The organism is Streptomyces hokutonensis (assembly GCF_000376565.1).
Taxonomy (GTDB): Bacteria; Actinomycetota; Actinomycetes; order Streptomycetales; family Streptomycetaceae; genus Streptomyces; species Streptomyces hokutonensis.
In genome coordinates this window covers 25,845-52,195 of sequence record NZ_BARG01000046.1, presented here as the reverse complement: position 1 = coordinate 52,195, position 26,351 = coordinate 25,845, and the positions used below count along the sequence as shown (strand labels likewise).

At 71.6% G+C, this 26,351-nt stretch carries 18 protein-coding genes; 11 read left to right on the top strand and 7 right to left on the bottom strand.

What is annotated here, in order from left to right:
• Window positions 1–50 precede the first annotated feature (50 nt).
• The 8 genes from SSP08S_RS28235 to SSP08S_RS28200 all read left to right on the top strand — a co-directional run bounded on the left by SSP08S_RS28235 (window position 51) and on the right by SSP08S_RS28200 (window position 13,716).
• Window positions 51–1,703 carry a glycosyltransferase family A protein gene (locus SSP08S_RS28235; protein ID WP_019071001.1) on the top strand — a complete coding sequence of 551 codons (1,653 nt, stop codon included), beginning with the start codon at window positions 51–53 and terminating at the stop codon, window positions 1,701–1,703.
• A gap of 1,100 nt (window positions 1,704–2,803) precedes the next feature.
• Window positions 2,804–4,366, top strand: coding sequence for an ABC transporter substrate-binding protein (locus SSP08S_RS28230; protein ID WP_019071000.1), 1,563 nt, complete (start codon window positions 2,804–2,806; stop codon window positions 4,364–4,366).
• Window positions 4,367–4,419: 53 nt separating this feature from the next.
• Window positions 4,420–5,343, top strand: coding sequence for an ABC transporter permease (locus SSP08S_RS28225; protein ID WP_019070999.1), 924 nt, complete (start codon window positions 4,420–4,422; stop codon window positions 5,341–5,343).
• Window positions 5,340–7,277: a dipeptide/oligopeptide/nickel ABC transporter permease/ATP-binding protein gene (locus SSP08S_RS28220; RefSeq protein ID WP_245607972.1), complete on the top strand. Its 1,938-nt coding sequence runs from the start codon at window positions 5,340–5,342 to the stop codon at window positions 7,275–7,277. The genes SSP08S_RS28225 and SSP08S_RS28220 overlap by 4 nt, the downstream gene beginning before the upstream one ends.
• A complete protein-coding gene (locus SSP08S_RS28215) occupies window positions 7,274–8,086 on the top strand; it encodes an ATP-binding cassette domain-containing protein (RefSeq protein WP_019070997.1) in 813 nt (270 codons plus the stop codon). The genes SSP08S_RS28220 and SSP08S_RS28215 overlap by 4 nt, the downstream gene beginning before the upstream one ends.
• Window positions 8,087–8,115: 29 nt before the next feature.
• Complete coding sequence (locus tag SSP08S_RS28210) at window positions 8,116–9,366, top strand: serine hydrolase domain-containing protein (protein WP_019070996.1); 1,251 nt, start codon at window positions 8,116–8,118, stop codon at window positions 9,364–9,366.
• A gap of 113 nt (window positions 9,367–9,479) precedes the next feature.
• The gene (locus SSP08S_RS28205; RefSeq protein ID WP_019070995.1) at window positions 9,480–10,643 is read left to right on the top strand and encodes an exonuclease SbcCD subunit D; all 1,164 of its coding nucleotides are present in this window, start codon (window positions 9,480–9,482) and stop codon (window positions 10,641–10,643) included.
• A gap of 79 nt (window positions 10,644–10,722) precedes the next feature.
• Window positions 10,723–13,716 carry an AAA family ATPase gene (locus tag SSP08S_RS28200; protein ID WP_019070994.1) on the top strand — a complete coding sequence of 998 codons (2,994 nt, stop codon included), beginning with the start codon at window positions 10,723–10,725 and terminating at the stop codon, window positions 13,714–13,716.
• Window positions 13,717–13,718: 2 nt separating this feature from the next.
• Here the strand turns inward: SSP08S_RS28200 and SSP08S_RS28195 are convergent, their stop codons facing one another.
• Window positions 13,719–14,165, bottom strand: a complete 447-nt coding sequence (locus SSP08S_RS28195) for an Lrp/AsnC family transcriptional regulator (protein WP_019070993.1) — start codon at window positions 14,163–14,165, stop codon at window positions 13,719–13,721.
• A gap of 126 nt (window positions 14,166–14,291) precedes the next feature.
• Between SSP08S_RS28195 and SSP08S_RS28190 the strand changes: the two genes are divergently transcribed.
• Window positions 14,292–14,732 carry a rhodanese-like domain-containing protein gene (locus tag SSP08S_RS28190; RefSeq protein ID WP_019070992.1) on the top strand — a complete coding sequence of 147 codons (441 nt, stop codon included), beginning with the start codon at window positions 14,292–14,294 and terminating at the stop codon, window positions 14,730–14,732.
• A 94-nt stretch (window positions 14,733–14,826) separates the two neighbouring features.
• Window positions 14,827–15,345: an immunity 21 family protein gene (locus SSP08S_RS28185; protein WP_019070991.1), complete on the top strand. Its 519-nt coding sequence runs from the start codon at window positions 14,827–14,829 to the stop codon at window positions 15,343–15,345.
• A 76-nt stretch (window positions 15,346–15,421) separates the two neighbouring features.
• Here the strand turns inward: SSP08S_RS28185 and SSP08S_RS28180 are convergent, their stop codons facing one another.
• The gene (locus SSP08S_RS28180) at window positions 15,422–17,113 is read right to left on the bottom strand and encodes a DUF885 domain-containing protein (protein ID WP_026178884.1); all 1,692 of its coding nucleotides are present in this window, start codon (window positions 17,111–17,113) and stop codon (window positions 15,422–15,424) included.
• Window positions 17,114–17,146: 33 nt separating this feature from the next.
• Window positions 17,147–17,641 (bottom strand): Lrp/AsnC family transcriptional regulator, encoded by a 495-nt coding sequence (locus SSP08S_RS28175; RefSeq protein WP_019070989.1) that lies wholly within the window; start codon window positions 17,639–17,641, stop codon window positions 17,147–17,149.
• A 60-nt stretch (window positions 17,642–17,701) separates the two neighbouring features.
• Between SSP08S_RS28175 and SSP08S_RS28170 the strand changes: the two genes are divergently transcribed.
• The gene (locus tag SSP08S_RS28170; RefSeq protein WP_078532549.1) at window positions 17,702–18,976 is read left to right on the top strand and encodes a trans-sulfuration enzyme family protein; all 1,275 of its coding nucleotides are present in this window, start codon (window positions 17,702–17,704) and stop codon (window positions 18,974–18,976) included.
• Here SSP08S_RS28170 and SSP08S_RS56130 read toward each other — a convergent pair.
• The 4 genes from SSP08S_RS56130 to SSP08S_RS28150 form a co-directional block, all read right to left on the bottom strand.
• Window positions 18,945–20,423 carry a GNAT family N-acetyltransferase gene (locus tag SSP08S_RS56130; protein ID WP_078532548.1) on the bottom strand — a complete coding sequence of 493 codons (1,479 nt, stop codon included), beginning with the start codon at window positions 20,421–20,423 and terminating at the stop codon, window positions 18,945–18,947. The genes SSP08S_RS28170 and SSP08S_RS56130 overlap by 32 nt on opposite strands.
• Before the next feature lie 132 nt (window positions 20,424–20,555).
• Window positions 20,556–23,219: a DUF7825 domain-containing protein gene (locus tag SSP08S_RS28160; RefSeq protein ID WP_019070986.1), complete on the bottom strand. Its 2,664-nt coding sequence runs from the start codon at window positions 23,217–23,219 to the stop codon at window positions 20,556–20,558.
• Window positions 23,216–24,619, bottom strand: coding sequence for an SWIM zinc finger family protein (locus SSP08S_RS28155; RefSeq protein WP_026178883.1), 1,404 nt, complete (start codon window positions 24,617–24,619; stop codon window positions 23,216–23,218). The genes SSP08S_RS28160 and SSP08S_RS28155 overlap by 4 nt, the downstream gene beginning before the upstream one ends.
• A gap of 141 nt (window positions 24,620–24,760) precedes the next feature.
• Complete coding sequence (locus tag SSP08S_RS28150) at window positions 24,761–26,344, bottom strand: alkaline phosphatase D family protein (RefSeq protein ID WP_019070984.1); 1,584 nt, start codon at window positions 26,342–26,344, stop codon at window positions 24,761–24,763.
• Between the last annotated feature and the right edge of the window lie 7 nt (window positions 26,345–26,351).

The window sequence follows — 26,351 nt, the reverse complement described above, 5'->3', positions numbered from 1 at the left end:
GCAACACCACTTGTCCCGGGGGGGATGTCTTGATCAAGGTGAGCGTTGTCGTGCCGGTGTACAACGCCGGTTCCTACATAGAGCGTTGTGCGCCGTCACTCGTCAATCAGAGTCTCGGAGCGGATGCCTACGAGGTCGTGTACGTCGACGACGGGTCGACGGACGACTCGGCCGAACGGCTCGGGCGGCTGGCCGAGGCGCACGCACATGTGCGGGTCCATCGGCAGGAGAACTCCGGCTGGCCGGGCCGGCCGCGGAATGTCGGGATCGATCTGTCCAGGGGGAAGTACGTCCAATTCGTCGACCAGGACGACGAGTTGTCGTACGAGGCGCTGGAGCGGCTGTACGCGCTGGCGGAGCGCAACGGGTCGGACATCGTGCTGGGCAAGGTGCACGGGACGATGCAGGGGCCCAGCAATGTGTTCAAGAAGACCGTCGAACGGTGCACCGCCGCCGACGCGCCGCTCTTCGAGAGCCTGACGCCGCACAAGATGTTCCGCCGGGACTTCCTGCACGAGCATGGGATCCGTTTCCCGGAGGGGCGGGTCAGGCTGGAGGACCAGCTGTTCATGGCGCGCACCTATGTGCGGGCCAAGACCGTGTCGATACTGGGCAGTTACCCCTGCTACCGGTGGAACCGGCGCGACGACGGCGGCAACAACAGCAGCCGCCGGATCACCCCCGACGACTACTACGGCCACCTCGGCAACGTCGTCGAGGCGATCAAGGAGGGCACACCGCCTGGCGACCTCCAGGACCGGCTGCTGCGCCGCTCCTACCGGGTGGAACTGCTGCGGCCGGTCAGCGAACCCCGCGTGCTGCGGCGCAGCGGGAAGGATCTGGAGGAGTACTTCACCACCGTCCGCCGGATGGCGATGACGAGCTACCCGGCGGGGGTGAGGGAAGGGCTCCCGGCGATCAGCCGGCTGCGGGCGGAGCTGCTGGTGCGCGGCCGGCTCGACTCCCTGGTCGAACTCGCCCGCCGCACCGAGCAGATCAGGGCGCACGTCGAGGTCGACGACATGCGCTGGCGCAACGGCCGGCTGGTGATCCGGACCCGGATCGGGATGGTCCGGGGCGACGGCGAACCGTTGACCGTCGTACGGCGCGGCGGACGCACACTGCTCGATCCCGAACTCCTCGACGGCATCGGGGGAGCCGAGGACTGGGAGGTCCCCGACCCGTTCACCTCCGCGCACGGGGAACTCATCGTCCACGACACCGCGGGCAATCACTGGTGGTATCCCCACGGAGAGCTGACGCCGGCCCTGGAACCGCTCGGCGGAGACCGCCACCGGGTCGTCGTCACCGGCGAAACGGCCATCGACCCGCTGACCCTCACCGGCGACGAGCCGATGGCCCCCGGCGCCCACCAGGTCTGGGCCAGCGCCCAGCTCCTCGGCGTCGGCCGCCGCCCCCGGCTGACCCCTACCCCTGGCGGCACCCGGATCATCCTCGGCACCGTCGCCGTAGGAGCACCCGCGCGCCTGGTCTCCCCGACCTGGGCGGGCCCCGGCGGCCAGCTCCGGCTATCCGTCGGCGCCCCGGGCCGGATCGGCACCACCCGCCGCCTCCTGCTCCGCACCACCGCCGACCACCGCCTCCGCCACGGCGTCCGCGAGATCCTGCGCCGCCTCCCGACCGACACAAGCCGCGACCTCCGCGCCACGGCCCGCCGGGCCGAGCGGTGGCTGCTGCGGTAGCGGGTCGGCGGACGGGAGAACCGATTTGCGTTGCTCCACGGCCCATCCGAACGGGGTGGGCCGCACCACCCGCGCCATGGCGCGCCGGGCGGCTGCTGCTGCGCTAGCGGAGGGCGAGAGAAGGGATCGCGTAGGTCCGCGGCCCACCCGGCCGGGGTGGGCTGCACTGTCCGCGTCGCGGTGTGCCGGGCTGGGCGGTGGCTGTTGCGTTGGCGGGGGCGGGGGGCGAGGGAGCGGACTTGTGTTGGTCCGTGGTCCATCCGACGGGGGTGGGGTGCGCCGTCCGTGCCATGGCGTGTCGGGTTGAGCGGTGGCTGTTGCGTTGGCGGGGGCGGCGGACGGGAGAACTGATTGTGTTGGTCCGTGGTCCATCCGAACGGGGTGGGCTGCACCGTCCGTGCCATGGCGTGCCGGGTTGAGCGGTGGCAGTTGCGTTAGAGGGGGCGGCGGACGGGAGAACTGATTGTGTTGGTCCGCGGCCCACCCGGCCGGGGTGGGCTGCACCGTCCGCTTCACGGCGTGCCGGGTTGAGCGATGGCTGCTGCCTTAGCGGGGGCGGCGGGCGAGAGAGCGGATTTGTGTTGGTCCGCGGCCCATCCGAATGGGGTGGGCCGCACCGGCCGTGTCGGGGCGCGCCGGGCCGAGCGGTGCTGCTGCGCCAGCCGGGCAGTGACGAGAGAACCGATTGCGTAGTCCGGGGCCCACCCGACCGCGGTGGGCCCCGGCGTCCCGATGTGTCCTGCGGTCCGTTCAGCGGACTGCTGTCTTTCCGGGAACGCGGCGGCCGACCGAATAATGGGCGAACTCCGTTCCGTGGGGCCCCACCCCCTGCTCGGCCCGACCTCCACAAGAGGGGCTGAACAGCGGTTTCACTCCTAGGCTTGCAGCTCATAACAGCACGGTCCGCGTGTTCCCCGTTCGGCCGGGACACGCTCCGCGGTTTCCGGACGCCGCCGTACGCAGCCGTACGGCGAGACCGTCCCGCCGCCCCTCCATCCCCGCGGACTCACACAAGGGAGCAGCCACCACGACGGTGGTCTCCTTCCCCACGCCCGGTGAACCCCGCGTTCCCGTTCGATGCCTCAACGCCGGAGGTTCAGATGACTCGTTCGCGTCTCACTCTCACAGTCACGGCCGGTGCCGCCGGGCTGGCGCTGCTGACCACCGCGTGCGGCGGTGGCAGCAGCACCTCGTCCAGTACCGCCAAGGCCCAGGACCCCAGTGTCCTGACGGTCGCCTCGGCCATCGCGCCCAACAGCCTCAACCCGGCTCTGGGCGGTTCCGCCGACCCACAGCAGTACTTTTTCGAACTGGCATACGACACGCTGATCCGTCAGACCCCGGACGGTAAGTACACGCCCGCCCTCGCGACCAAATGGGGCTTCGTCGGCTCCGACAGCAAGACCTTCGACCTCACCCTGCGCTCCGGCGTGAAGTTCAACGACGGCTCCGCACTCACCGCCGACGGTGTGAAGAAGTCGCTCGAGTACTACGCCAAGGCCGGCGGCCCGCTCGCGGCCGACCTCGCCCCCGTGGAAAAGATCGACGTCACGTCCCCGCTCTCCCTCCGTATCCACCTCAAGACGTCCGATCCGCTGCTGCCGCTCTATCTCTCCAGACCGACCACCGGAGAGATCATCAGCCCCACCGGCCTCAACAAGACGAGCGAACTCGGGACCACCACCCACGGCGCCGGACCGTACATGATCGACAGCTCGCAGACGGTCTCAGGCCAGACCTACACCTACGTCCCCAACCCCACGTACTACGACAAGTCGCGGGTCCACTGGAAAAAGGTCGTCGTCAAGGTCATCAAGGACGAGAACACCACGCTCAGCGCCTTCCGCTCCGGCGAGGTCGACTACGCGCTCGGCGACTCCACCACCACGAAGGGCGCCAAGTCCGCCGGGTTCCAGGTCCTTTCGAGCCCCTACTCGATCATGCAGCTGATGATCCAGGACCGGGCGGGCACCATGGTCAAGGCCCTCGGCGACCTGCGGGTACGGCAGGCCATGATGTACGGCATCAACCGCGACTCGATCGCCAAGGCCCTGTACGGCTCGTACGCCAAGGGCTGGGACTACCCCGTGCTCGCGAACACGAGCGGCTACACCCGGGGCAGCGAAGGCAAGTACCCCTACGACGTCGCCAAGGCCAAGAAGCTCCTCGCGGCGGCCGGCTACCCCAACGGCTTCACCATGTCCATCACCGTGAACCTCACGGGCGTAGGGGAATCGCAGGCCGCGGAGGCCTTCGCCGCGGAGATGGCGAACATCGGCATCAACGTCAAGATCAACGTCCCGGCGAACGTCAACGAGCTCTTCTCCACCTACGCGAAGTACCCGGCGATGATGTTCGACTACGGCACCGGCATCGCCCCGCCCTACGCCCAGGGCAACGACCTCCTCTACAGCTGGGGCAACCCGCTCAAGGTCAGCGACAAGCAGCTCGACACCCTCTACAGCGCGGCGGCCTCCGCACCGAGCGCAGCGCTCCAGGAACAGGGCTGGCAGAAGTTCGAACAGCGCCTGTCCGACCTGTCGTGGACGATTCCGATGGTCTCCCTGGAAAAGATCGTCTACGTACGGCCCGGTCTGAAGGGCGTCGACCTCTCGGCCACGAACCTCACGCCGGACCTGACGACCTTGTACGCCGCCAAGTGACCCTCCAGTGACCCTCCCGAGAAAGGCACCCAGTCATGTGGCGAACCAGCGGAATGCGGATCGTGCAGGCTGTACCCCTGCTGCTCTTCGTCTCGGCGCTCACCTTCTTCCTCCAGCTGTTCATTCCGGGTGACGCCGCCCGGTCCATCGGAGGCCTGACCGCCTCACCCCAGGCGATCGCCGCGCTGCGGCACCGCCTCCACCTCGACCAGCCGGTCTGGGAGCGCTACTGGGCCTGGCTCAAGGACGCGGTCCACGGCGACCTCGGACGCTCGATCAGCAACAACGAAGCGGTCGCGGGCACCCTCAACACCCGCCTGGGGGTGACCCTTTCGCTGGTGATCGCGACCACTCTGCTCGCCCTGGTCGTCGGAGTCGTCCTGGGCATGGCGAGCGTGCGCGGCGGGCGCACCACCCGGCTCGCCGCGGACAGCGCGTCCATCGCGGGCATGACCATCCCCGCCTTCTGGGTCGGTCTGCTGGGCATCTGGGTCTTCAACACCCGGTTCGACCTGCTGCCCGCCAACGGCTACGTGTTCTTCGGGACGTCCGCCGGCGGCTGGGCGCGCTCACTGGTCCTGCCGGTGGCCGCCCTGGCCTTCGCCCTGGTCACGGTGATCGCCAAGCAGACCCGTGAGCAGTTCGCCGACGTACTGGGCCGCGACTTCGTACGGAACCTGCGGGCCAACGGCGTCAGCGAGCGCTCGATCCTCTTCAAGCACTCGTTGCGGCACGTCTCCGTCACCGTCCTCACGGTGGCGGGCAACAACCTCATCGGACTCCTCGGCTCCGCAGTGGTGATCGAGGAACTCTTCGGCCTGCCAGGCCTCGGCAGCGCGGCGGTCACGGCCGCGTCCAGCGGCGACATTCCGGTGATCCAGGGAGTGGCGGTGTACTTCACCCTCATCGTGGTCGGACTCAATCTCCTGCTCGACCTCGCCATCGGCTGGCTCAACCCACAGGCGGTCGCCGCATGAGCACACCCCAAGTCCCCTTCGTCCGCCGCGCGTTGGGCCGCCCGCGCATCACGGTCCCGGCCGTGATCCTGGTCCTGGAGCTGATCGCGTCGTTCGGCGCGAGCTGGCTCGCCCCCTACCCGCCCCAACAGGCGGACTTCACCGCCGCACTGAGCGGCCCCAGCGCGAAGCACCTGCTGGGCACCGACCGCCTCGGCCGCGATGTGCTGTCGCGGCTGATGTACGGCGGCGCGGACACCTTCCGGGAGATCGCGATCGCCGTACTGATCACCCTGGTGATCGCGGTCCCGCTCGGCCTGGTCGCAGGACTGCGCCGGGGCCGTATCGACGCGGTGCTGATGCGGATGGCGGACGTGGTGATGTCCATCCCCGGCATCATCCTGCTGCTGATCGTGCTGGCCCTGTTCTCGCAGAGCATGACCGCGGCCATGGTCGTGATCGGTCTGCTGTCGGTACCCGGCATGATGCGGGTCGTCCGGTCCGCGTCCCTCACGGTCGGCCGCGAGACCTACGTCGCCGCCGCACGGGTCTCCGGACTCGGCACCTGGCGCGTGGCCCGCCGGCACGTGCTGCCCCGGATCACCGGTCTGATCCTGGTGAACGCGGCCCTGGCCTGCGCGAACACCCTGCTGATCGCGGCCGGCATCAACGCCATCGGTCTCGGCGTGAAGCCGCCCGCCCCGTCCTGGGGCGGCATGATGGCCGACGCCGCGCAGACCCTCAACCAGAGCCTCTGGCTGGCCATCCCGACCGGCGGTCTCGTCGCCGTCACGGCCGCCGCGCTGATCGTCCTCGGCGACGGCCTGCGCGACACGCTCGCCGAACGCTGGTCCGGCACCTCCCACGCGACAACGACCCGGCGCCGTACGGCAGTTGCCACCACGGCGGCCGCCGCCGCGGCACCGCAGTCCGACGACGCCTGGCTGCTGGCGGAACCGCATCCGGTCGTACGGCTCACCAAGGTGACCGTCACCGCGGAGACCGAGCACGGCGAGGTCGAACTGATCAGCGATGTGAGCCTGGCCGTGGGCCAGGGCCGCACGGTGGGACTGGTCGGCGAGTCCGGCTGCGGCAAGTCCATGACCGGACTGGCTCTCCTCGGCCTGCTGCCGAACGGCGCCCGGGTCTCCTCGGGCACGGTCGAGATCGACGGCGTCGACGTCGGCCCGTACGGTCCCGCCCAGTGGCGGGAACTGCGCGGCGGCACCATCGCCTTCATCTCGCAGGAACCCATGGTCGGCCTCGACCCCCTCTTCACCATCGGCCAACTGCTGCGCGAGGCGGTCCGCACCCACGAGAAGCTGTCCCGCAAGGAAGCCACGCTCCGGGCCCGCGAACTGCTCGAACAGGTCCAACTGCCGGACCCCGACCGGGTGTTGAAGCTGCGCCCGTCGCAGATCTCCGGCGGTATGGCACAGCGCGTCTCCATCGCCGTCGCGCTCGCCGGCCGCCCGCGCATCCTCGTCGCCGACGAACCGACCACCGCGCTCGACGTCACCGTCCAGCGCGAGATCGTCCAGCTGCTGCGCACCATCCAGCGGGACACCGGCATGGCGCTGCTGATGATCAGCCACGACTGGGACGTCATCGCGGAGGCCTGCGACACCGCCCTGGTGATGTACGCCGGCCAGGTCGTCGAAGCCGGACCGACGGAGCGCGTCATGACCGCGCCGCTGCACCCGTACACCCGCAAGCTGCTCGCCGCGAACCCGCGACTTGCGACGGTCGGCGAGCCCATCCCCACCATCCCCGGCACCGTGCCGCCCCCGGGGCAGTGGCCCGTCGGCTGCCACTTCGCCGACCGCTGCCCCGACCGGGTCGCCCGCTGCACCGAGGCCCCGATCGCCCTGACCCAACCCGACGACCAGGGCGTCGCCCGCTGCGTCCTGGTCGGCGACGAGCTGGGCGAAGAACTGCTGGAGGTGTCCTCGTGAGCACATCCGGAGTGACCGTGACCGGACTACCCCTGCTCGACATCCGCGACCTCTCGGTCTCGTACCACCGCCGCGGCAAGGGCACCCCGGCCATCCGGGACGTGTCCCTGGACATCCGGCCCGGCGAGACCGTCGCGCTGGTCGGCGAGTCCGGTTCCGGCAAGTCCACTCTGGGCCGTGCCGTGCTCGGGCTGACGGCCGTCACCCAGGGCACGATCCTCTTCGACGGCGAGGACATCACCCATGCCGCCGGTGCCCGGCGCAGGGAGCTGAGCAAGAGCGTCCAGGCCGTCTTCCAGGACCCCAACGGCTCGCTCAACCCGGCACTGACCGTGGGCCAGACCCTGGCCGAACCGCTGCTGGTCCACTCGCGCGACGAGCGGTCCGTGGTCCAGCAACGGGTACGGGAGGTACTGGAGTTGGTCGGGCTCCCGGCCGAGGCGGCCGACCGCTACCCGCGGCAGTTCTCCGGCGGCCAGCGGCAGCGGATCGCGATCGCCCGGGCCCTGGTGATGGCGCCGAAGCTCATCGTGTGCGACGAGCCGGTCAGCGCGCTCGACCTGTCCGTCCAGGCCCAGGTCCTGAACCTCTTCACCGACCTCCAGCGGGAGACGGGCGTCAGCTACCTGTTCATCTCCCACGACCTCGCCGTTGTACGGCACCTCGCCCAGCGGATCGTCGTCCTGTACCGCGGTGACGTCGTGGAGCACGGCACCACCGAGGAGGTCTACGCCGACGCCCAACACCCCTACACCAGAAAGCTGTTGGCGGCTGCCGGGGTGCAGAGCGCAGCTCCCGCCACCCCTTGACCCCCCAACTCCCGGACACGGAGGCCAACATGCAGCAGTTCGCCGAACGCTTCGGCGTCACCAAGCCCCCGGAGCGGTCCGGCTTCAGCGCCGAACGGCTGGGCCGTATCGCCGAGTTCTTCGACCGGCAGACCGAACTCGGCGTCGTCCCCGGCTGGTCGGCGCTGGTGGCCCGCGACGGGGAGCCCGTGTACGCGGCGGGCGGCGGACTCCGCGACCTCGAAGCGGGGCTGCCGGTCGAGCCGGGAACCCTGTGGCGCCTCTACTCCATGACCAAACCGGTGACGTCCGTCGCCGTCATGATGCTCGTGGAGCGCGGACTGCTCGGACTCGACGACCCGGTCGCCGCGTACATCCCCGAGTTCGCGGACATGCGCGTCTACGACGGCGGGTCGCCGGGGAGTGTGCGGGTGCGCCCGGCCGCTCACCCGGTGACCGTGGGCCATCTGCTGACGCACACCGCCGGGCTGACCCTCGGACTGGCCCACATGGATCCCGTCGACGCGCTCTACCGGCAGGCGGGCCAGGACGTACTGCCCCTGCCGGGCGCGACACTCCGGCAGATGTGCGCCGACGTCGGCGCCCTGCCGCTGCTGTTCGAACCGGGCACCGCCTGGAACTACTCCCTGGGTGTCGACATCCTGGGCCGGATCATCGAGGTGGTGAGCGGCGAGAGCCTCGACACCTTCATCGAGTCGAACGTGCTCGGCCCGCTCGGGATGACCGACACGACGTTCGCGCTCGCGCCCGAACGGGTGGCCGACCTGGCCGAGATCTACAGCCCGGACCCCGAAACGGGCCGGCTCGTCGTCAACGAGGAACTGCGGCCCACCTTCCGCGAGCCCGCGCAGTTCCCCTCCGGCAGCGGTGTGCCGGGACTGGTCTCGACCCTGGAGGACTACCACCGGTTCGCGGCCATGCTCGTCCGCGGCGGCGAACTGGACGGCGAGCGGCTGCTCGGCCCCCGGACCCTGGCCCACATGACGGCCAACCACCTGCCCGGCGGCGCCGAGATCAACTCCTTCGCGCGGTACCCCGACGACGAGCACCGCGGCTGCGGGTTCGGGCTGGGCTTCTACGTCGTGACCGACCCCGTGGGCGCGGGCTCGTTCGGCAACAAGGGGGAGTACGGCTGGTCCGGCGCGGCCAACACCCACTTCTTCGTGGACCCGGTCGACGGCGTCACGGCGGTCTTCTGCACCCAGGTCGTCACCTGGGGCAAACACCGCACACCGATCCGCCGCCAGTTGCGCAACCTCGTGTACCAGGCCATGACATAAGGGGTGTTGGGTGCCGACATAAGGGATATTCGCGGCTTCTTGTTCGATGCGGCAGGCGCAAGCGTGTGGCCGTGGTGAAGCAGGGGGGCCACAGGCGCTAGCGTGGTGGCTCCATGAAACTGCTGCACACCTCCGACTGGCACCTGGGCCGGGCGTTCCACCGAGTGAACATGCTCGGGGCCCAGGCCGACTTCGTGACCCACCTCGTCAGCACCGTGCGCGAGCACGCGGTGGACGCCGTGGTCGTGTCGGGAGACGTGTACGACCGTGCGGTCCCGCCGCTGGCCGCCGTCGAGCTCTTCGACGACACCCTGCACCGGCTCGCCGACCTCGGCGTGCCCACGGTGATGATCTCCGGGAACCACGACTCGGCCCGCCGCCTCGGCGTGGGCGCGGGACTCATCGACCGCGCCGGCATCTACCTGCGCACCGAGCCGTCGGCCTGCGGGACGCCCGTGGTGATTCCGGACGCCTTCGGGGACGTGGCCTTCTACGGGCTGCCGTATCTCGAACCCGCCCTGGTGAAGGCCGAGTTCGGGGTGGAGAAGGCCGGGCACGAGGCGGTGCTGGCCGCCGCCATGGAGCGCGTCCGCGGCGACCTCGCCACTCGCGCGTCCGGCACCCGGTCCGTGGTCCTCGCGCACGCCTTCGTCACCGGCGGCGAGGCCAGCGACAGTGAGCGGGACATCACCGTCGGCGGGGTCGCCGCCGTACCGGCCGGTGTCTTCGACGGCGTCGACTATGTGGCGCTGGGACATCTGCACGGCTCACAGACCATCACCGGGCGCGTGCGCTACTCGGGCTCACCGCTGCCGTACTCCTTCTCCGAGGCCGACCACCGCAAGAGCATGTGGCTCGTCGACCTGGACGCCGACGGGACCGTCACCGCGGAGCGTGTCGACTGCCCGGTGCCGCGCGAACTGGCCCGGATCCGGGGCGCGTTGGAGGACCTGCTCGACGATCCGGAGCTCGCCCGGCACGAGGAGGCCTGGGTCGAGGCGACCCTCACCGACCCGGTGCGCCCGGCCGACCCCATGGCCCGGCTCACCGAGCGCTTCCCGCACACCCTCAGCCTGGTCTTCGACCCCGACCGGTCCCCGGACGACCCCGACGTGTCGTACGCCAGGCGCCTCGCGGGCCGCAGCGACCAGGAGATCGCCGACGACTTCGTGGCCCATGTGCGTGGTGCCGGTCCCGACGAGGACGAACAGACCGTGCTCCAGGAGGCGTTCGACGCGGTGCGTGCGGACGCGGTGGTGCGGGAGGTGACGCCGTGAACGCGTGGCCCTCGGCGCGCGTGAGTGCGCGGCCCTCTGCGCGAGTGAGCGCGCGGTTCTCGGCAGGAGGGGGTGTGCGATGAGGCTGCACCGGCTCGACATCACCGCCTTCGGACCCTTCGGCGGCTCGCAGACCGTCGACTTCGACGAACTGTCCTCCGCCGGCCTCTTCCTCCTGCACGGGCCGACCGGCGCCGGCAAGACCTCCGTCCTCGACGCCGTGTGCTACGCGCTCTACGGCTCGGTGCCCGGCGTCCGCCAGAGCGGCCAGGGGCTCACCCTGCGCAGCGACCACGCGGCGCCCGCCACCCGCACCGAGGTCCGGCTCGAACTGACCGTCGCCGGGCGGCGGTTGGAACTCACCCGGCAGCCGCCCTGGGAGCGCCCCAAGAAGAAGGGCGGTCCCGGGACCACGGTCGACAAGGCACAGAGCTGGCTGCGCGAGTACGACGCGACGGCCGGCACCTGGAAGGACCTCAGCCGCTCGCACCAGGAGATCGGCGAGGAGATCACCCAGCTGCTGGGGATGAGCCGGGAGCAGTTCTGCCAGGTCGTGCTGCTGCCCCAGGGCGAGTTCGCGCGGTTCCTGCGCTCCGACGCCGAGGCGCGCGGCAAGCTGCTCGGCCGGCTCTTCGACACCCACCGCTTCGCCGAGGTCGAGAAGCGGCTCGCTGAGCGGCGGCGCGCCACGGAGGCCCAAGTCCGCCAGGGCGACGCCGAGTTGCTGGCCGACGCGCACCGCATGCAGCAGGCCGCCGGGAACGCCATGGAGCTGCCGGACCTCGCACCCGGCGAACCCGGCCTCGCCGCCGAGGTGTTGGGCGCGGCGGCCGTCGCCCGCAGCACCGCGCGCGAACAGCTGACCATCGCGCACAGCCGCCTCACCGCCGCCGAGTCCGCCCGGTCCGCCGCCGACCGCGAGCTTGCCGACGTACGCGAACTGGCGCGCCTGCAACAGCGGTTCGCGCAGGCCCGGCAGCGGGCCGCGCTTCTGGAGGAGCGCGCCGACGGCTATCGGCAGGCGCAGGCGCGGATGGAGCGGGCGCGCAAGGCGGAGGCGGTGGCGCCGGCGCTGGAGCTGCGGGAGGCCGCCGAGACCGAGCACCGGGAGGCCGCCCGGGCCGAGGCACGCGCGCGTGACCTGCTGCCGGAGTCCTTCGCGGACGCCGGAGCGGCCGGGCTCACCGCCGCCGCCCGCCGGGCCGCCGAGGAGCTGGGCGGCCTGGAGTCGGCCCGCCGTGCCGAACAGCGCCTGTCCGAACTCGGTGTGGAACGCGCCGAGTTGGACCGGCAGGAGCGCGCCGACGAGGACGTACGGCAGGAGGCCGAGGCCTGGCTCGCCGGGTGGGACACCAAGCGCGCGGAGCTGCGGACGCGGATCGAGTCAGCTCAGGAGGCCGCGAGCCGGGCCGAACAGCTCGCCGTGCGCCGCGAGCCCGCCGAGCGGCGGCTCCGGGCGGCCCGGCAGCGGGACCAGTTCGCCGGTGACACGGAGGACGCCCAGCGGCAGGTGCTCGCCCTTGCCGAACGCGCCGTCGAGGCCCGCACCCACTGGCTCGACCTCAAGGAACAGCGGCTGAACGGCATCGCCGCCGAACTCGCCGCCCACCTCACCGACGGCGAACCCTGCGCGGTCTGCGGAGCCTCCGAACATCCCGCGCCCGCCCGCAAGTCCGCGGAACACGTCGACCGCGCGGCCGAGGAACAGGCCCTCACCGCCCACCAGCACGCCGACGAACAGCGCACCGAGGCCGAGCGCCGCCTCGGCCTCGTACGGGAAGCACTCGCCGCCGCCACCGCGGAGGCCGGAGACACGCCCACCGATCAACTCGCCGATGAAGTAGCGGAGTTGGAGCGGCTGTACGAGCAGGCGCGCCGGGACGCGTCCTGGCTGCACCCCGCGACCGAGGAACTGCGACAGGCCGAGCAGGAGCACGACCGGCGGACCGGTATCCAGCAGCAGGCCGCCCTCAGAGCCGCCTCCCGTACGACCCTCCGCGACACCCTCGACCGCGAACGCGCCTCGCTGGAAGAGGAGTTGACGCAGACGCGGGGCACCGCCGACAGCGTGGCGGCGCGCGCCGCGCAACTGGAGCGGCAGGCCGCGCTGCTCACCGACGCCGCCGACACCGCACGGGTCGCCGAGGACACCGCGCAGCGCCTCAAGGACGCCGACGCGCGGCTGGCCGACGCGGCCTTCCGTGCCGGGTTCGAGACCCCGCAGGCGGCCGCCGACGCCCTCCTCGACGACACCGCCCATCGCGAACTCCAACGGCGCCTGGACGCCTGGCAGTCGGAGGAGGCCGCCGTACGGGCGGTCCTCGCGGAGGAAGACACCGTGGCAGCCGCCCAACAGGCCGCCGCCGACCTGGACTTGGCGGAGCGCACCGCGGGCGCGGCCGAGCGGCGGACCCGGGACGCGGCCTCCGCGCGCGACGCGGCGGCCCGGCGCTGCACCGAACTCGACCGGCTCTCCGCCCGGTCGGCGGCCGGGGCACGCCAACTGGCGCCGCTGCGCGAGGAGTACGACCGGGTGGCCCGCCTCGCCGCCCTCACCGCGGGCACCTCGGCGGACAACGAACGCCGGATGCGCCTGGAGTCGTACGTCCTCGCCGCCCGCCTGGAACAGGTGGCCGCCGCCGCGACCGTACGACTGCGGCGCATGTCGTCAGGGCGCTACACCCTCGTCCACTCCGACGACCGGGCCGGGCGCGGCCGCAGCGGACTCGGGCTGCATGTCGTGGACGCCTGGACCGGGCGGGAGCGGGACACGGCGACGCTGTCCGGCGGCGAGACGTTCTTCGCCTCGCTCGCCCTCGCGCTCGGACTCGCGGACGTGGTCACCGACGAGGCCGGCGGGGTCCGGCTCGACACCCTCTTCATCGACGAGGGCTTCGGCAGCCTCGACGAGCAGACCCTCGACGAGGTCCTCGACGTCCTCGACTCACTGCGCGAGAGGGACCGCAGCGTCGGCATCGTCAGCCATGTCGCCGACCTGCGGCGCCGCATCCACGCGCAGCTGGAGGTCGTGAAGGGGCGCGCCGGGTCGGCCGTACGGCAGCGGGGTCAGTGAGGTCAGCGACCCAGCGGGCGGCGGGGGAGCGGTGAGGAGTAGACGACGCTCGTGGTCACCGAGCCCAGCGCGCCGATCCGCCCCGACACCTCCTCCAGGTGGCGCATCGAGCGGGCCGCGACCTTGATCATGAAGCAGTCGTCGCCCGTGATGTGATGCGCTTCCAGGATCTCCGGCGTCACCGCGACCAGGTCGTGGAACGGCTTGTAGTTGCCGTTCGGATAGCGCAGCCGCACGAACGCCAGGATCGGCAGGCCGAGCCGTTCCGGGTCCACGACCGCCGTGTACCCCTGGATCACCCCCGCCTCCTCCAGTCGTCGCACCCGCTCGGTGACCGCGCTCGCGGACATGGACACGGCACGGGCCAGCTCGGCGAAACCCGCCCGGCCCTCCCGCTGGAGGACGTCGAGGATGCGCCAGTCGGTGGCGTCCGGGGAATACGCGGTCATACCTGAGAAATAGCAGGGGAATCCCCGGCGGATCAAGCGGGACGCCGGGAATCGGCACTTCAGGGGCCCGGCCGTCGACCGTAGATTTCCGGGTGTCAGGACACCTCGGTGAAAGGCCGGTCATCCATGAGCAGCACCACCCCCGCGGCAGCCGCCGCCCACTTCCGCGCGAGCCTCGCCTTCCACACCGACGTCTCCGACGTCGCCGCCGCGCTCGCTTCCGGCGATCCCGCTTTCGTCCTCGTGGACTCACGCTCCACCGAGTCCTGGGACCAGGGCCACATCCCCGGAGCGGTCCACCTCCCCACCGCGCTCATCCCCGAACAGGCCGGGCGGCTCCTCGACAGATCCGTGCCGGTGGTGACGTACTGCTGGGGCCCCGGCTGCAACGGCGCCACCCGCGCGGCCCTCGCCCTCGCCGAACTCGGTTACCAGGTACGGGAGATGCTCGGCGGCTTCGAGTACTGGGTGCGCGAGGGCTTCGAGTTCGAGACCTGGGAAGGGCGGGAACGGCGCGCGGCCGACCCGCTGACGGCGCCGGTGGGTGCGGGCGACTGCGGCTGCTGAAGCCGCGAACGGGCTCTACCGGTAAGCGAGTTGGCGGCGCGCGCGGCAGCTCGAACCATGAACATGTGGGCTCGCTGTGCGTTAGGTTCTGCCCATGGCGCGATACGCAGAGCCGGACACGGCGGTGCAGTGGGTGGAATCGGGCGGCGGGCCGCTCATAGCGGTACCGGAGACGGTGCTGCCGTTCTGGACGGGAGCAGACGGCGACGAACTGGCCTCGGACTACGACCGGGCGTGCGAGGTCGGCGGGGATGTCGGCCTGCTGCCGGTGGGGGACAGTGCGGCCCTGGTCCTGGGCGACGAACCCGCCTCGACGGCCTTCCTGCCGGAGCACGGCACGTTCGTACGGTGGTGTGCCGCGGACTCCGAGGCCGAGGTGCTGGCCGGAGTGCCCGCCGCGCTCGCCGGCGCGACCTGGGAGAACGAGGTGCGGTGGGACGTACCCGGACCGCTGGTCCTGTTCGACTCGGCGTGGCCCGGGCGGGACTCCGAGGGCACCGAGCATCTGAAGGTCGACCTGGAACCGGGACGCTACGCCGTCCGCGCGGGCCGTGCCCAGCCGGGCCCGGAGACCTGGCTGGGTCTTGTGCAACTGCGACGACTTCCCAACTGACCTGGGGTCGACGGGACTTCGGTCCCAGGCGCCAACTGGCCTGGGGCTGATGGGACTTCGGCCCAGGGTGTCGACGTCAGAGCTGCGACAACTCGTCCACCAGGTCGTCGAGGCCGAGTGAACCCTGCGACAGCGCGGCCATGTGCCAGGCCTTCAGGTCGAAGTCCTCGCCGTGCCGCTGCCGCGCGTTCTCCCGGCCCAACAGCCAGGCCCGCTGGCCGAGTTTGTAGCCGATGGCCTGGCCCGGGATGGTGAGATAGCGGGTCAGCTCGCTCTCCACGAAGTCCGCCGGACGGCTGCTGTGCGCTCCGAAGAACTCCTGCGCCAGCTCGGGCGTCCACCGCTCACCGGGATGGAACGGCGAGTCCGCCGGGATCTCCAGCTCCAGGTGCATGCCGATGTCGACGATGATCCGGGTGGCCCGCATCATCTGCCCGTCCAGGAAGCCGAGCCGCTCCTCCGCGTCGGCCAAGTAGCCCAGCTCGTCCATCAGTTGCTCGGCGTACAGGGCCCAGCCCTCGGCGTTGGCGCTGACCATGCCGACGGACGCCTGGTAGCGGGACAGGTCCTCGGCGACGTGCGCCCACTGGGCGAGCTGGAGGTGATGGCCGGGGACGCCCTCGTGGTACCAGGTCGAGACGAGGTCGTAGACCGGGAACCGGGTCTGCCCCATGGTCGGCAGCCAGGTGCGGCCAGGCCGCGAGAAGTCCTGCGAGGGTGACGTGTAGTACGGCGCCGCCGCACTGCCCGCGGGCGCGATCCGCGACTCCACCCGCCGTACCCGCTCGGCGAGTTCGAAGTGAGTGCCGTCCAGCTCCTCGATCGCCCGGTCCATCACGCTCTGGAGCCAGTCACGGACCTCGTCGACACCCTCGATGTGCCGCCCGTGCTCGTCGAGGTGGGCGAGCGCCACCCACGGGGTCTCGGCGCCGGGGAGGATCTTCTCGGCCTCCCGCTTCATCTCCGCGAGCAGCCGGTGGTACTCGGACCAGCCGTACGCGTACGCCTCGTCGAGGTTCAGCTCCGTACCGTTGTAGTAGCGGGCCCAGCGCGCGTACCGCTCACGGCCCACCGTGTTCGGCGCGCCCTCGATCGCCGGCGCGTACACGTCCCGCATCCAGTCCCGCAGTTCCACCAGGGCCGCGGTCGCCCCGCGGGCGGCCTCGTCCAGCTCGGCGCGCAGGGACTCGGGTCCGGCCGAGGCGAAGTCCTCGTACCAGCCACGCCCCTCGCCGTCCGGGTCCGACCACTCGGTGAGCTGGCCGATGAACGTGGCCGTCGGGCGCGGGCCCGCGAACAGCTTGCGGTCCAGGCCCAGTTGGAGGGACTCGCGGTAGCCGGCCAGCGCGGTGGGCACCGCGCGCAGCCGCTCGGCGATCGCCGCCCAGTCCTCTTCGGTCTCCGCCGGAGTCACCGTGAACACATCACGCACCGAGTGCGCGGGGGTGTGCATGTTGCCCACCTCGCGCAGACCCTCCTCCGTGTCGTGCACACCGAGTGCGGCGGTCAGCCGCTCGCGCAGCAGGCGCGCGCACCGGCGCTCGACACCACTGTCCGCGCCGGGTCGGCGCTCTGCCTCGTCGAGCTTCGCGAGGGTCGCCCGCTGAAGCTCCGCGAGTCGTTCCTGACCTGCGGGGGAGAGATCGGGCAGCCCGCTCGAACTCTCCTTCACGCCGAGATACGTACCGATGACCGGGTTGAGGGCGATGAGATCGTCGACGTAGGCGTCGGCGACCTGCCGGGGCAGCGGGGTATTGGTCTGCGACATGGAGACCATCCTCGTACCTGGGACTTCTCCCCGTCACCCCGATTCAGCTACGGGCGTGGCAAGCGGTAGCAAGGGCCCGCAGTCCCACTGCTGGAAGATCAACCGGGTCTCCACGCGCGCCACTTCCCGCTGTGACGTGAACTCGTCCAGGACCAGCCGCTGCAAGTCGGCCATGTCCGCGACGGCCACATGGATCAGATAGTCGTCCGGCCCGGTCAGATGGAACACGGTCCGCGACTCGGGCAACGCCCGCACCCGCTCCACGAACGGCCCCACCAACTCCCGTCGGTGCGGCCTGACCTGCACCGACAGCAGCGCCTCCAGACCGCGCCCCAACTTCGCCGGATCGAGCCGCAGTTGATGCCCGAGGATCACCCCGGCCCGGCGCAACCGCGCCACCCGGTCCAGACACGTCGACGGCGCGACCCCGACCTGCGCGGCCAGATCGCGATACGTCGCCCGGGCGTCGTTCTGCAACAACCGCAGCAGATGAAGATCCACCGGATCGAGTACGACAGAGTCGGTCATCCGCCGAACGTAACACGGAGATCTGTCATGTCGTCCCGGCTTATGTTCACCCTTCTCCCCATGGACCAAACGAGCCTGCACCCTTCCTCTCCGGCCCGGCGCGCACTGGACACCGAAGCCGTGCACGCCGGCCGCGACGACCTCGCCCGGAAGGGCCTGCACGCCCCGCCCATCGACCTGTCGACCACCTACCCGTCGTACGACAGCCGTGGCGAGGCCGCCCGCATCGACGCCTTCGCCACCACCGGCGCCGAACCCGACGGCCCGCCCGTCTACGGCCGCCTCGGCAACCCGACCGTCGCCCGCTTCGAAACCGCCCTCGCCCGCCTCGAAGGCACCGACAGCGCGGTCGCCTTCGCCAGCGGCATGGCGGCCCTGACCGCCGTCCTACTGGCGCGCGCCTCGACCGGGCTGCGCCACGTCGTGGCGGTACGACCCCTCTACGGCTGCAGCGACCACCTGCTCACCGCCGGACTGCTCGGCTCCGAGGTGACCTGGACCGACCCGGCCGGCATCGCCGACGCGCTGCGCCCCGACACCGGTCTTGTCGTCGTCGAGTCACCGGCCAACCCGACCCTCGCCGAACTCGACCTGCGTGCCATCGCCCACTCCTGCGGCTCGGTGCCCCTCCTCGCGGACAACACCTTCGCGACCCCCGTCCTGCAACGCCCCGCCGAACACGGCGCCCGCCTCGTCCTGCACAGCGCCACCAAGTACCTCGGCGGGCACGGCGACGTGATGGCGGGCGTGGTGGCCTGCGACGAGGAGTTCGCCGGCCGACTGCGCCAGATCCGCTTCGCGACCGGAGGCGTACTGCATCCACTCGCCGGCTATCTGCTGCTGCGCGGCCTCGCGACCCTGCCGATCCGCGTACGCGCCGCGTCCGCCACCGCCGCCGAACTCGCCCGCCGCCTCGCCACCGACCCGCGCGTGGCGCACGTCCACTACCCGCGCATCGGCGGCGCGATGATCGCCTTCGAGACCCACGGCGACCCCCACGAGGTCATCGCCGCCGTCCGCCTCATCACCCCGGCGGTGAGCCTCGGCAGCGTGGACAGCCTGATCCAACATCCGGCGTCGATCAGCCATCGGGTGGTGGAGGAGACGGACCGGCGAGGCGCCGGGGTGAGCGACCGTCTGCTTCGGTTGTCGGTGGGCCTGGAGGATGTCGAGGACCTGTGGGCAGATCTGGACGGCGCGCTAGCGCCGTCCCTCAGGGGCGCGGGGCTGTATTCATCTGCGGCTCCGCCGCGGGGCGCGACCAGCTACAGCGCACCCGCACCCACCAACGAACCCGCTACTGCTACGGCGCTTCGGCCTTCCCGAACTCCGTAACGTCCACGGAATTCACCGCCGCCCCCAGCCGCGCCGTCACAACCAACGTCCCCTCCTCGATCTGATAGTCGAGCGGCAGCTCAAGCCCCCGCATCGCCGCCACCATCCCCGTGTTGGACGCCTGCGTCACGGCATACACACTCTCGCAACCGGCCTCGACAGCCATCCCCACCAGCCGCCCCAGCAACTCGCTCCCGATGCCCCGCCGTTGCCAGTCGTCCTCGACGAGCAGCGCGACCTCCGTCTCGTCCCCGTCCCACAGCAGGTGCCCGAGTCCGACGATCCGTCCCGAGGCCGTCTGCACGGCGAGTGTCCGGCCGAAGCGCGGGGAGAGCAGGTGGTTGAGATAGCGGTCGGCGTCACCGACCGGCCCGTGGTACCGCATGCCGAGCGTGCGCGCGGAGCAGCGCTCGTGCATCTCCCGCGCCGCCTCCAGATCGCCGGTGTCCGCGCGTCGCACGGTGATCGCGTTGCCCTCGGGCAGCGTCAGCACGTCCTGGCTGCGCGGGATGCGCGGACCGAGCCGGGCGTCCAGCTCCACCAGGGCCCGCGCCCGGGCGAACTCGGTGGGCGTGAACGGCAGATACGGCCGCTCCACGGTGATCACTCCGCCTTCCGGCGCCCGCAGGCGCATGACCGTGTCCTCCAACGCCCCTTCGGTCGGCACCGACTCCGGCTCGCGTCCCTTGCCCGCAGTGGTCCCGGGCAGCGAACGGATGGTGCACCGGCCCAGCAACTGCCGCAGCGCCAGCGGCAGTTCCGCCGCGTCCAGGGCCGTGCGGGTGGCCAGGCCCAGGACCCGGGTCGGCGCGTCCACCAGATCGTGGGCGTCGGCCCGCTCGATCCAGGTGCTCGAACCGCCGGCCGACGCCACCACCCGGGTGATCTCGGCCGCCGCGACCGCGCCCGGCGCCCGCAGCAGGAACTCGTCCACCGTGCCCTCGGCCAGCGGATGCGTCTGCAGACTCAGGATGTCGACCTGCCGTCCGGCCAGCGCCGTGCACAGCGCCGCCAGCGATCCGGGCGCGTCCCGCACCGTGGTCCGCATGCGCCACAGCGTGGCCGGCTCGGCGACGCCGTCGGGCGCCACGGACGACTGCTGGGACTCCGACTGCTGGGACTCCGACTCGGACCCGCTCGGGGACTCCGATTCGGAGGGCCCGGCCTGCCGCACCCGCGCGGCCGACCGGGCACCGGTATCACCCGTAGGAGGCGCATGACCGTGGCGGCGTGACCACCATGTGTGGAACCCCGCCGTGGCGATCAGCGCCAGCGCGGAGATCGCCAGCAGTACCGGGCCCCCGGGCCCGTGCCCCACCAGGTTCGCCACGACGTCCGCCACCGCGACCGCCGTGAACAGCGCCGCCAGCTCCACCAGGTCGCGCCGCCAGTGGTGCACCGGACGCCCGTGCCTGGCACGCGTCACATCAAACATGTCTCGACTCATGCAACCACTGTGAAGGAAGGGTGTTGCGTGATCACGAACGCTCTGTGACCGACCGGTAAAAGCGTGGTTCTGTACCTTTTGCAGTTCTTTTTACGAGTCTGCTGCCCTGAAGGTCAGCCCCGGTGCCCTACGTCATGCGGCCACCCCCGCCACCAGCGCGCTGCGCAGCCGACGTGCCTGCGTGACCAGTCGGGACGAGCCGGTCCGGTCCGCCGTCTGCGCCAGCTGCGGCAGCTCGCCCCGCGCCCCGGACCGCTCCGCGCACTCGGCGGCCACGGCGAGCAGGTCCCCGAGCCCCCGCGCCTGCGCGGGCTTGATGTCCCCGTCGAGATCGGCGAGCAGCGCGCTCAGAGTGTGCCGGAGGATCCCCCATATGCTCGTGTTCGCCCCGGTGGCGGCCCCCGTCCGCATCGACTCGGCGAGCCGCGAGGGCTTCACCGCCCCGCTCCGCACCAACTGCCCGAGATCCGTGCCCAGCCGGTCCCCGTCCAGCTGTCCCCGCGCCGCGAGCACCAACAACGCGTCCACCGCGGCGAGCCGGTCCCCGGGGTGCCGGGCACCGAGCCCGTACGCCAGACACAGGTGCGTCGCCTCACCGGCCACGCCGTCGGACTCGGCCAGCATCGGGAGTACGGCGGCGGCGCCGCGGGTGCCGTCCAGGGCGGCGGCCGACACGTCCCGTACGATCCTGGCCGCGATCAGTTCGCGGCGCTCGGGGAGTATCGCGAGCCAGTGCCGCTGCATGTCCCGGTTCCAGTGGTAGCAGTACCAGTTGTTGCCGTAGACGGTCACCGGCTGCCCCAGCGTCCGGAACTCCGCCGGGAAGTCCTCCTGGATATCGAGGAGTTCACCGAACTCCAGGAGGACGCGCGGCCCGGACGCGCGTCGCCTGCTCAGGGGCAGGGCGGGGCTCTCGGACGTCAGCCAGCGAGCGAGCCGGACGCCCTCCGTCGTGCCGAGCGACTCCGCCCTCTCGGCGGCAGCCGCTGCCGCCACCCGGTCCCCGCGGCGCACCCGCAGCAGCGCCTGCGCGAAGTCGGCGGCCGAGACCCGCGCGCCCAGCCGTCGGTAGGTGTCCAGCCGGTCCACCAACTCGTCCGGCTCCAGCAGGCCCGTGTTCCAGCTAGGAGTCGAGAGCAGGAACGGCAGCGGCTCCACGCGGAGCCGGTACGCCACCTCCCACACCCGGGCGTCGAAGGCCCGGGACAGCGCGCTGTGCCCGCACGTCCGGGAGCGGTGGCCGTCCTGCGCCCCTTCGTGGAGCGTGACGGTGCGCACCTTGTCCTGGAGGGTGGCCAGCAGGAGATCGAGACCGTACTCCGCGCTGCCGAAGGCGCGGTGCGTTCGACCGAAGTGGTCGTCGGCCCGCCGGGCGTCCTCGGGATCGTCGGAGTGCCACCAGCGGCGCGCGACCACCGGCTCCAAGGCCTCCACCAGGGTTTTGTGGTCCCGGTACGCATGGCGGACGAGTCCGTCCAGCACGCGCTCGAATGCGGGCACTTCACCCTCGGTCGCCAGCAACGCCCCCACCTCCTCGGCGAGTTCGACGGCTGACTCGGGTGCCGCCACGAGGCGTACCGGCTCCGGCGCGGGCGGGAGCACCTCCTCGTACACCGTCTGTGTCGACGTCACCGGCGCTGCCCCCAGCGACTCGACCGCGCGTGCGCGCAGCGTGGGGACCAACTGGTCGGCCGCCGCCGCGAGTTCGGCCCGCACCTCGGGGGAGTCGACCTTCTTGAGGTGCCGCTCGACCAGTTTCAGCGCCCGCTCCTGCACGTCCGTGTCCTCGTGCCCGAAGGCCTGGGCGACGGCGGGCAGCACTACGGCGGCGGCCGACGCGTCCCGTGCCAGCACCTTCCCCAGCAGCACGAGCTGCGCCCGGACGAGCTTCTTCTCGGACCTGAACAACACCGCGTCGGACATCTCCGCCAGCCGGCGCGGCGTCAACTCCCCGTCCAGGGCGAGGGAGCCGAGCACCGCCTGGGCGTGCGAGGCCGCGGTGGGCACCGCGTCCGAGACCAGGGCCAGCCAGTCGGCGATGTGCTCCCGCTCCTCCTCGCGGGTGAGGGCGAGCCCCTTCAACACGCGGAGAAACGCCCGCTGATCGAGAGTCGCCCCGCCCCGCAGCAGCCGGGCCACACAGGCGTCCACCGTCCGCTGCCGGTCCAGTGCGCCCTCGACGGTGAGCCGGGCGATCGCGTCGACCCAGCCCTCCACGTTCTCCGCCGAGGACCACTCCATGGGGCCGGCGACGTCGTTCGTCTCGAACAGCGCGGCCATCAGCTCCGCGAGGTGAGGATCCCTGCGCAGCCGGTCGAACAGGGTGTCCCCGAGCTGCCACAGCTGACCGGTGTACGCCACCCAGGCCTGCACATAGGTCTCCGTCGTCGGCACCGGACAACCGGAGAGCCGGACCAGACCCGCCATCAGCTCGTACGACACACCGGCGGAGGCCGGACGCCCGGCGAGGCGGTGTGTCACATCGGCCAGCCAGGAGGCATCGCGGTCGCCCAGGATATGGATCAGCAGCGCCGCCGACGACTGCGACCAGCGCATGTCGCTCCCGGCGATCCAGCTCACCGCGGCGGCCGCCCCCGTCTCACAGGCGGCACCGGCCGCGTGCAGCGTGGGATAGGCATGGCGGGACGGATGCCCCCACGGCACCGTACGCAACTCCTTGCGGAGGTCCTTCAACTCCGGCAGGAACGCCCGTCGTTCGGCATCCGTCAGCCCGTCGAGCAACCCCACCACCTCGGCCGTCCGCCCCGCCCGCACCGCTTCCAGCAACGCACTCATCGCACACCCCCGTCGACCCGAACCATGTCCCGCTCCACCGCTCCGCCCCGTCGCACCATGCGCACCGCCAGCGCGTGCTTGCACGGCCCCCGCCCGCCCCGGTACTTCGCCCACCACACACAGCTGCAACTCAGCACCCCCGCCTCGTCCCGCACCCGGTGCACATGACCGTCATCGGCCGTCACCGTGCCGATCGCGCCCTCCAGCCGCACCGCGCCCGCGGCCACCAGTGCGAGGGCCGAGCGCAGCCGCGGATTGTGACGCTCCACGCGCCGCGCGTCGTACGGCAGTTCACGGTGGAAGTAGGCCGCCTCCGCCGTGTCGTACCCGACGCGTCCGGAAGTGCCCAGCCGGATCAGCGCGGCGCGGACCCGCTCGGGGGTGAGTCCCGAGGCGGCGGCCAGGTCGGCGACGTCGATGCGGGGCTCCCAGGCCAGCAGCACGGCGATCAACTCGGCGTCCTCTCCGGCCTCGTCGGTCGCGAGCGCGTCCAGGACCCCGCCCTCGCCGGAGAAGCCGCGCGACGCGTCCGGCGACAGCGTGAGGGTGAGGCGCATCCCCGGCAGGACGGCCTCCCACGCACCGGCCGTGGCGTCGGCGCCGACGACGGAGGGGCCGTAGATCCGCAGGGCCGTCGCGTGGCGCAGGACCCGCTGGAGGGCGATCAGCCGCTCCGGGCCCGGCAGGCAGACCGCGCCCGGGACGGGGCGGGTGGTGGGGCGCAGGCCGCGGCCGGCCGGCACGACCCAGCGGGGGCCGATCGTCGTGCCGCGCGCGCCGGCCTTCGGGAGCGAGCGCAGGAAGCGGACCGCCTCCGCCGCGGGCAGCTCGGCCCGCAGGTCGAAGCCGGCCGCTATGACCTGCGCCTCCGCGAAGCCGCGCAGCCAGCGGTCCGGGAGCGGCACCTTCTTCTCCAGCACCGGGCCGTCCAGCGTGGTCACGGCCAACTCCTCGGGGCCGACCCGGAGATGGAGCGGATCGTCCGAGCCGATGCGCGAAAGGGCTTCTCGCAGCGGGTTGTTGACGTCGACGTTCGTCGTGCCGTGTCCCACCTCGCCGCCGTCGAGACCGGGGCCGAGCACGTCCAGTCGCGCGTACACCCCGCCGCAGCCGGAGAAGGACTCGAAGCGCAGCCGGTCACCGCCCGCGGTCACCACCGGGTCGAGCGAGGAGGCCAGTTGGCGCTGGTAGTACCGCGCGCCCGCCACGTCGGCCACCGCCAGCAGCGCCGCCGACGCCACCTGAGGCGAGGTCAGGAAGCCCGCGAAGAAGCGCGGATGGTCGGTGACACCCGAAGGAGTCGCCCCCTGCGAGGTCTCCAGCCCGAGGCGCCGTTCACCCGCCGACGACTCCAGCACGGAGGGTCGGCGATAGGTCACGGCCTGCAAAGATCGCGTCATGGAAAAACCGTAGAGGCCGCCACTGACAATCGGCCTGACCTGCGAAAACGCGATCTGTGCGCGGGAGTTCGGCGCGCCGCGGAACGCACCGCGCACCGGGGGATGACGCCGGTGCGCGGTACAGGTTCGAGGGTAGTGGAGTTACTGACCGACCCGTCCCGGCTGCAGGGTCTGAGTGAACAGCACGGTGCCGTCCGACTCCCGCAGACGCACCGTCAGTTCCCCGCTGTGGCCGTCGATGTCGACCTCGCCGAAGAACTGGTAGCCCTCGGCCGGCGACACGTTCGCCTCGGTCGGAGCCTTCACGAACACCCGCTCGGGACCGAAGGTGTTGTCGAGGGCGTTCGCCGGGAAGGCGCCCGCGTTCAGCGGACCGGAGACGAACTCCCAGAACGGCTCGAAGTCGGTGAACGCGGCCCGCGAGGGCTGGTAGTGCTGGGCGGAGGTGTGGTGCACGTCCGCCGTCAGCCACACGGTGCCGGTGATCCGCCGGTGGTTGATGTACCGCAGCAGCTCGGCGATCTGCAGCTCACGCCCCAGCGGCGCGCCCGGGTCGCCCTGCGCGACCGCCTCGATGTTCGCCTTGCCCTCGGTGGCGTCGGGCACGACCAGGCCGAGCGGCATGTCGGCGGCGATCACCTTCCACACCGCACGCGAGCGCGACAACTCCCGCTTCAGCCACTCCAGTTGCTCACGGCCGAGGATGCCCTGCGGGTCCACGGTCTGGTTGTCGGGCGAATTGGCGTTGCGGTAGGTCCGCATGTCCAGGACGAACACGTCGAGCAGCGGACCGTGCCGCATCACGCGCTGCACCCGGCCCTCCTTCGCACCCGGCCGCAGCGTCGAGACCGGGAAGTACTCGCTGAACGCGCGCCGGGCGCGCACCGCCAGGGCGTCGACGCTCTTCTCCGTGTAGCGGGTGTCGGTGGCGGCGATCACCTCGCCCGGGTACCAGTTGTTGCGCACCTCGTGGTCGTCCCACTGGATGATCGAGGGCACCTGGGCGTTGAACCGCTTGAGGTTCTCGTCGAGCAGGTTGTAGCGGAAGTTGCCGCGGAACTCGGCCAGGGTCTCGGCGACCTTCGACTTCTCCTCCGTGGTGACGTTCCGGTACAGGCTGCCGTCGGGCAGAGCCTGCGTCGCCGTGATCGGACCGTCGGCGTAGATGTTGTCGCCGCTGCACACGAAGAAGTCCGGGTCCAGCTTGGCCATCGCGTCGTAGATGCGGTAGCCGCCGAGGTCCGGGTTGATGCCCCAGCCCTGGCCCGCCAGGTCACCGGACCACAGGAAGCGCACACCGCGCCGCCCGGTGGGCACCGTGCGGAACGTGCCGGCGACCGGCTCGCCGGTGCGGCGCGGGTCGTCGGGGTCGGCGAGCAGGACCCGGTAGTGGATCTGCTGCCCGGAGGGCAGTCCGCGCAGCCGGGTAGTGCCGGTGAAGTCGGTGTCCGGGCCGAGCAGCGGACCGTGCCAACGGTGCGGATTGCGGAACGACTCGGTGGCAGAGGTCTCCACGATCATCCGGGCCGGGCGGTCCGAACGCACCCACACCAGACCGGAGTCGGAGGTCACGTCGCCCGCCTGCACACCCCAGCCCGCCTTCGGACGTCCGGACAGGGCGAAGGCCGGCGCGGCGCCGAGGGCGGCGGGCGCGGTCAGGGCCGCCGACGCGGCCAGGGTGCCGCGCAGGACGCTGCGGCGGGCGGGGAACGGACGATGCGACATGGGGTTG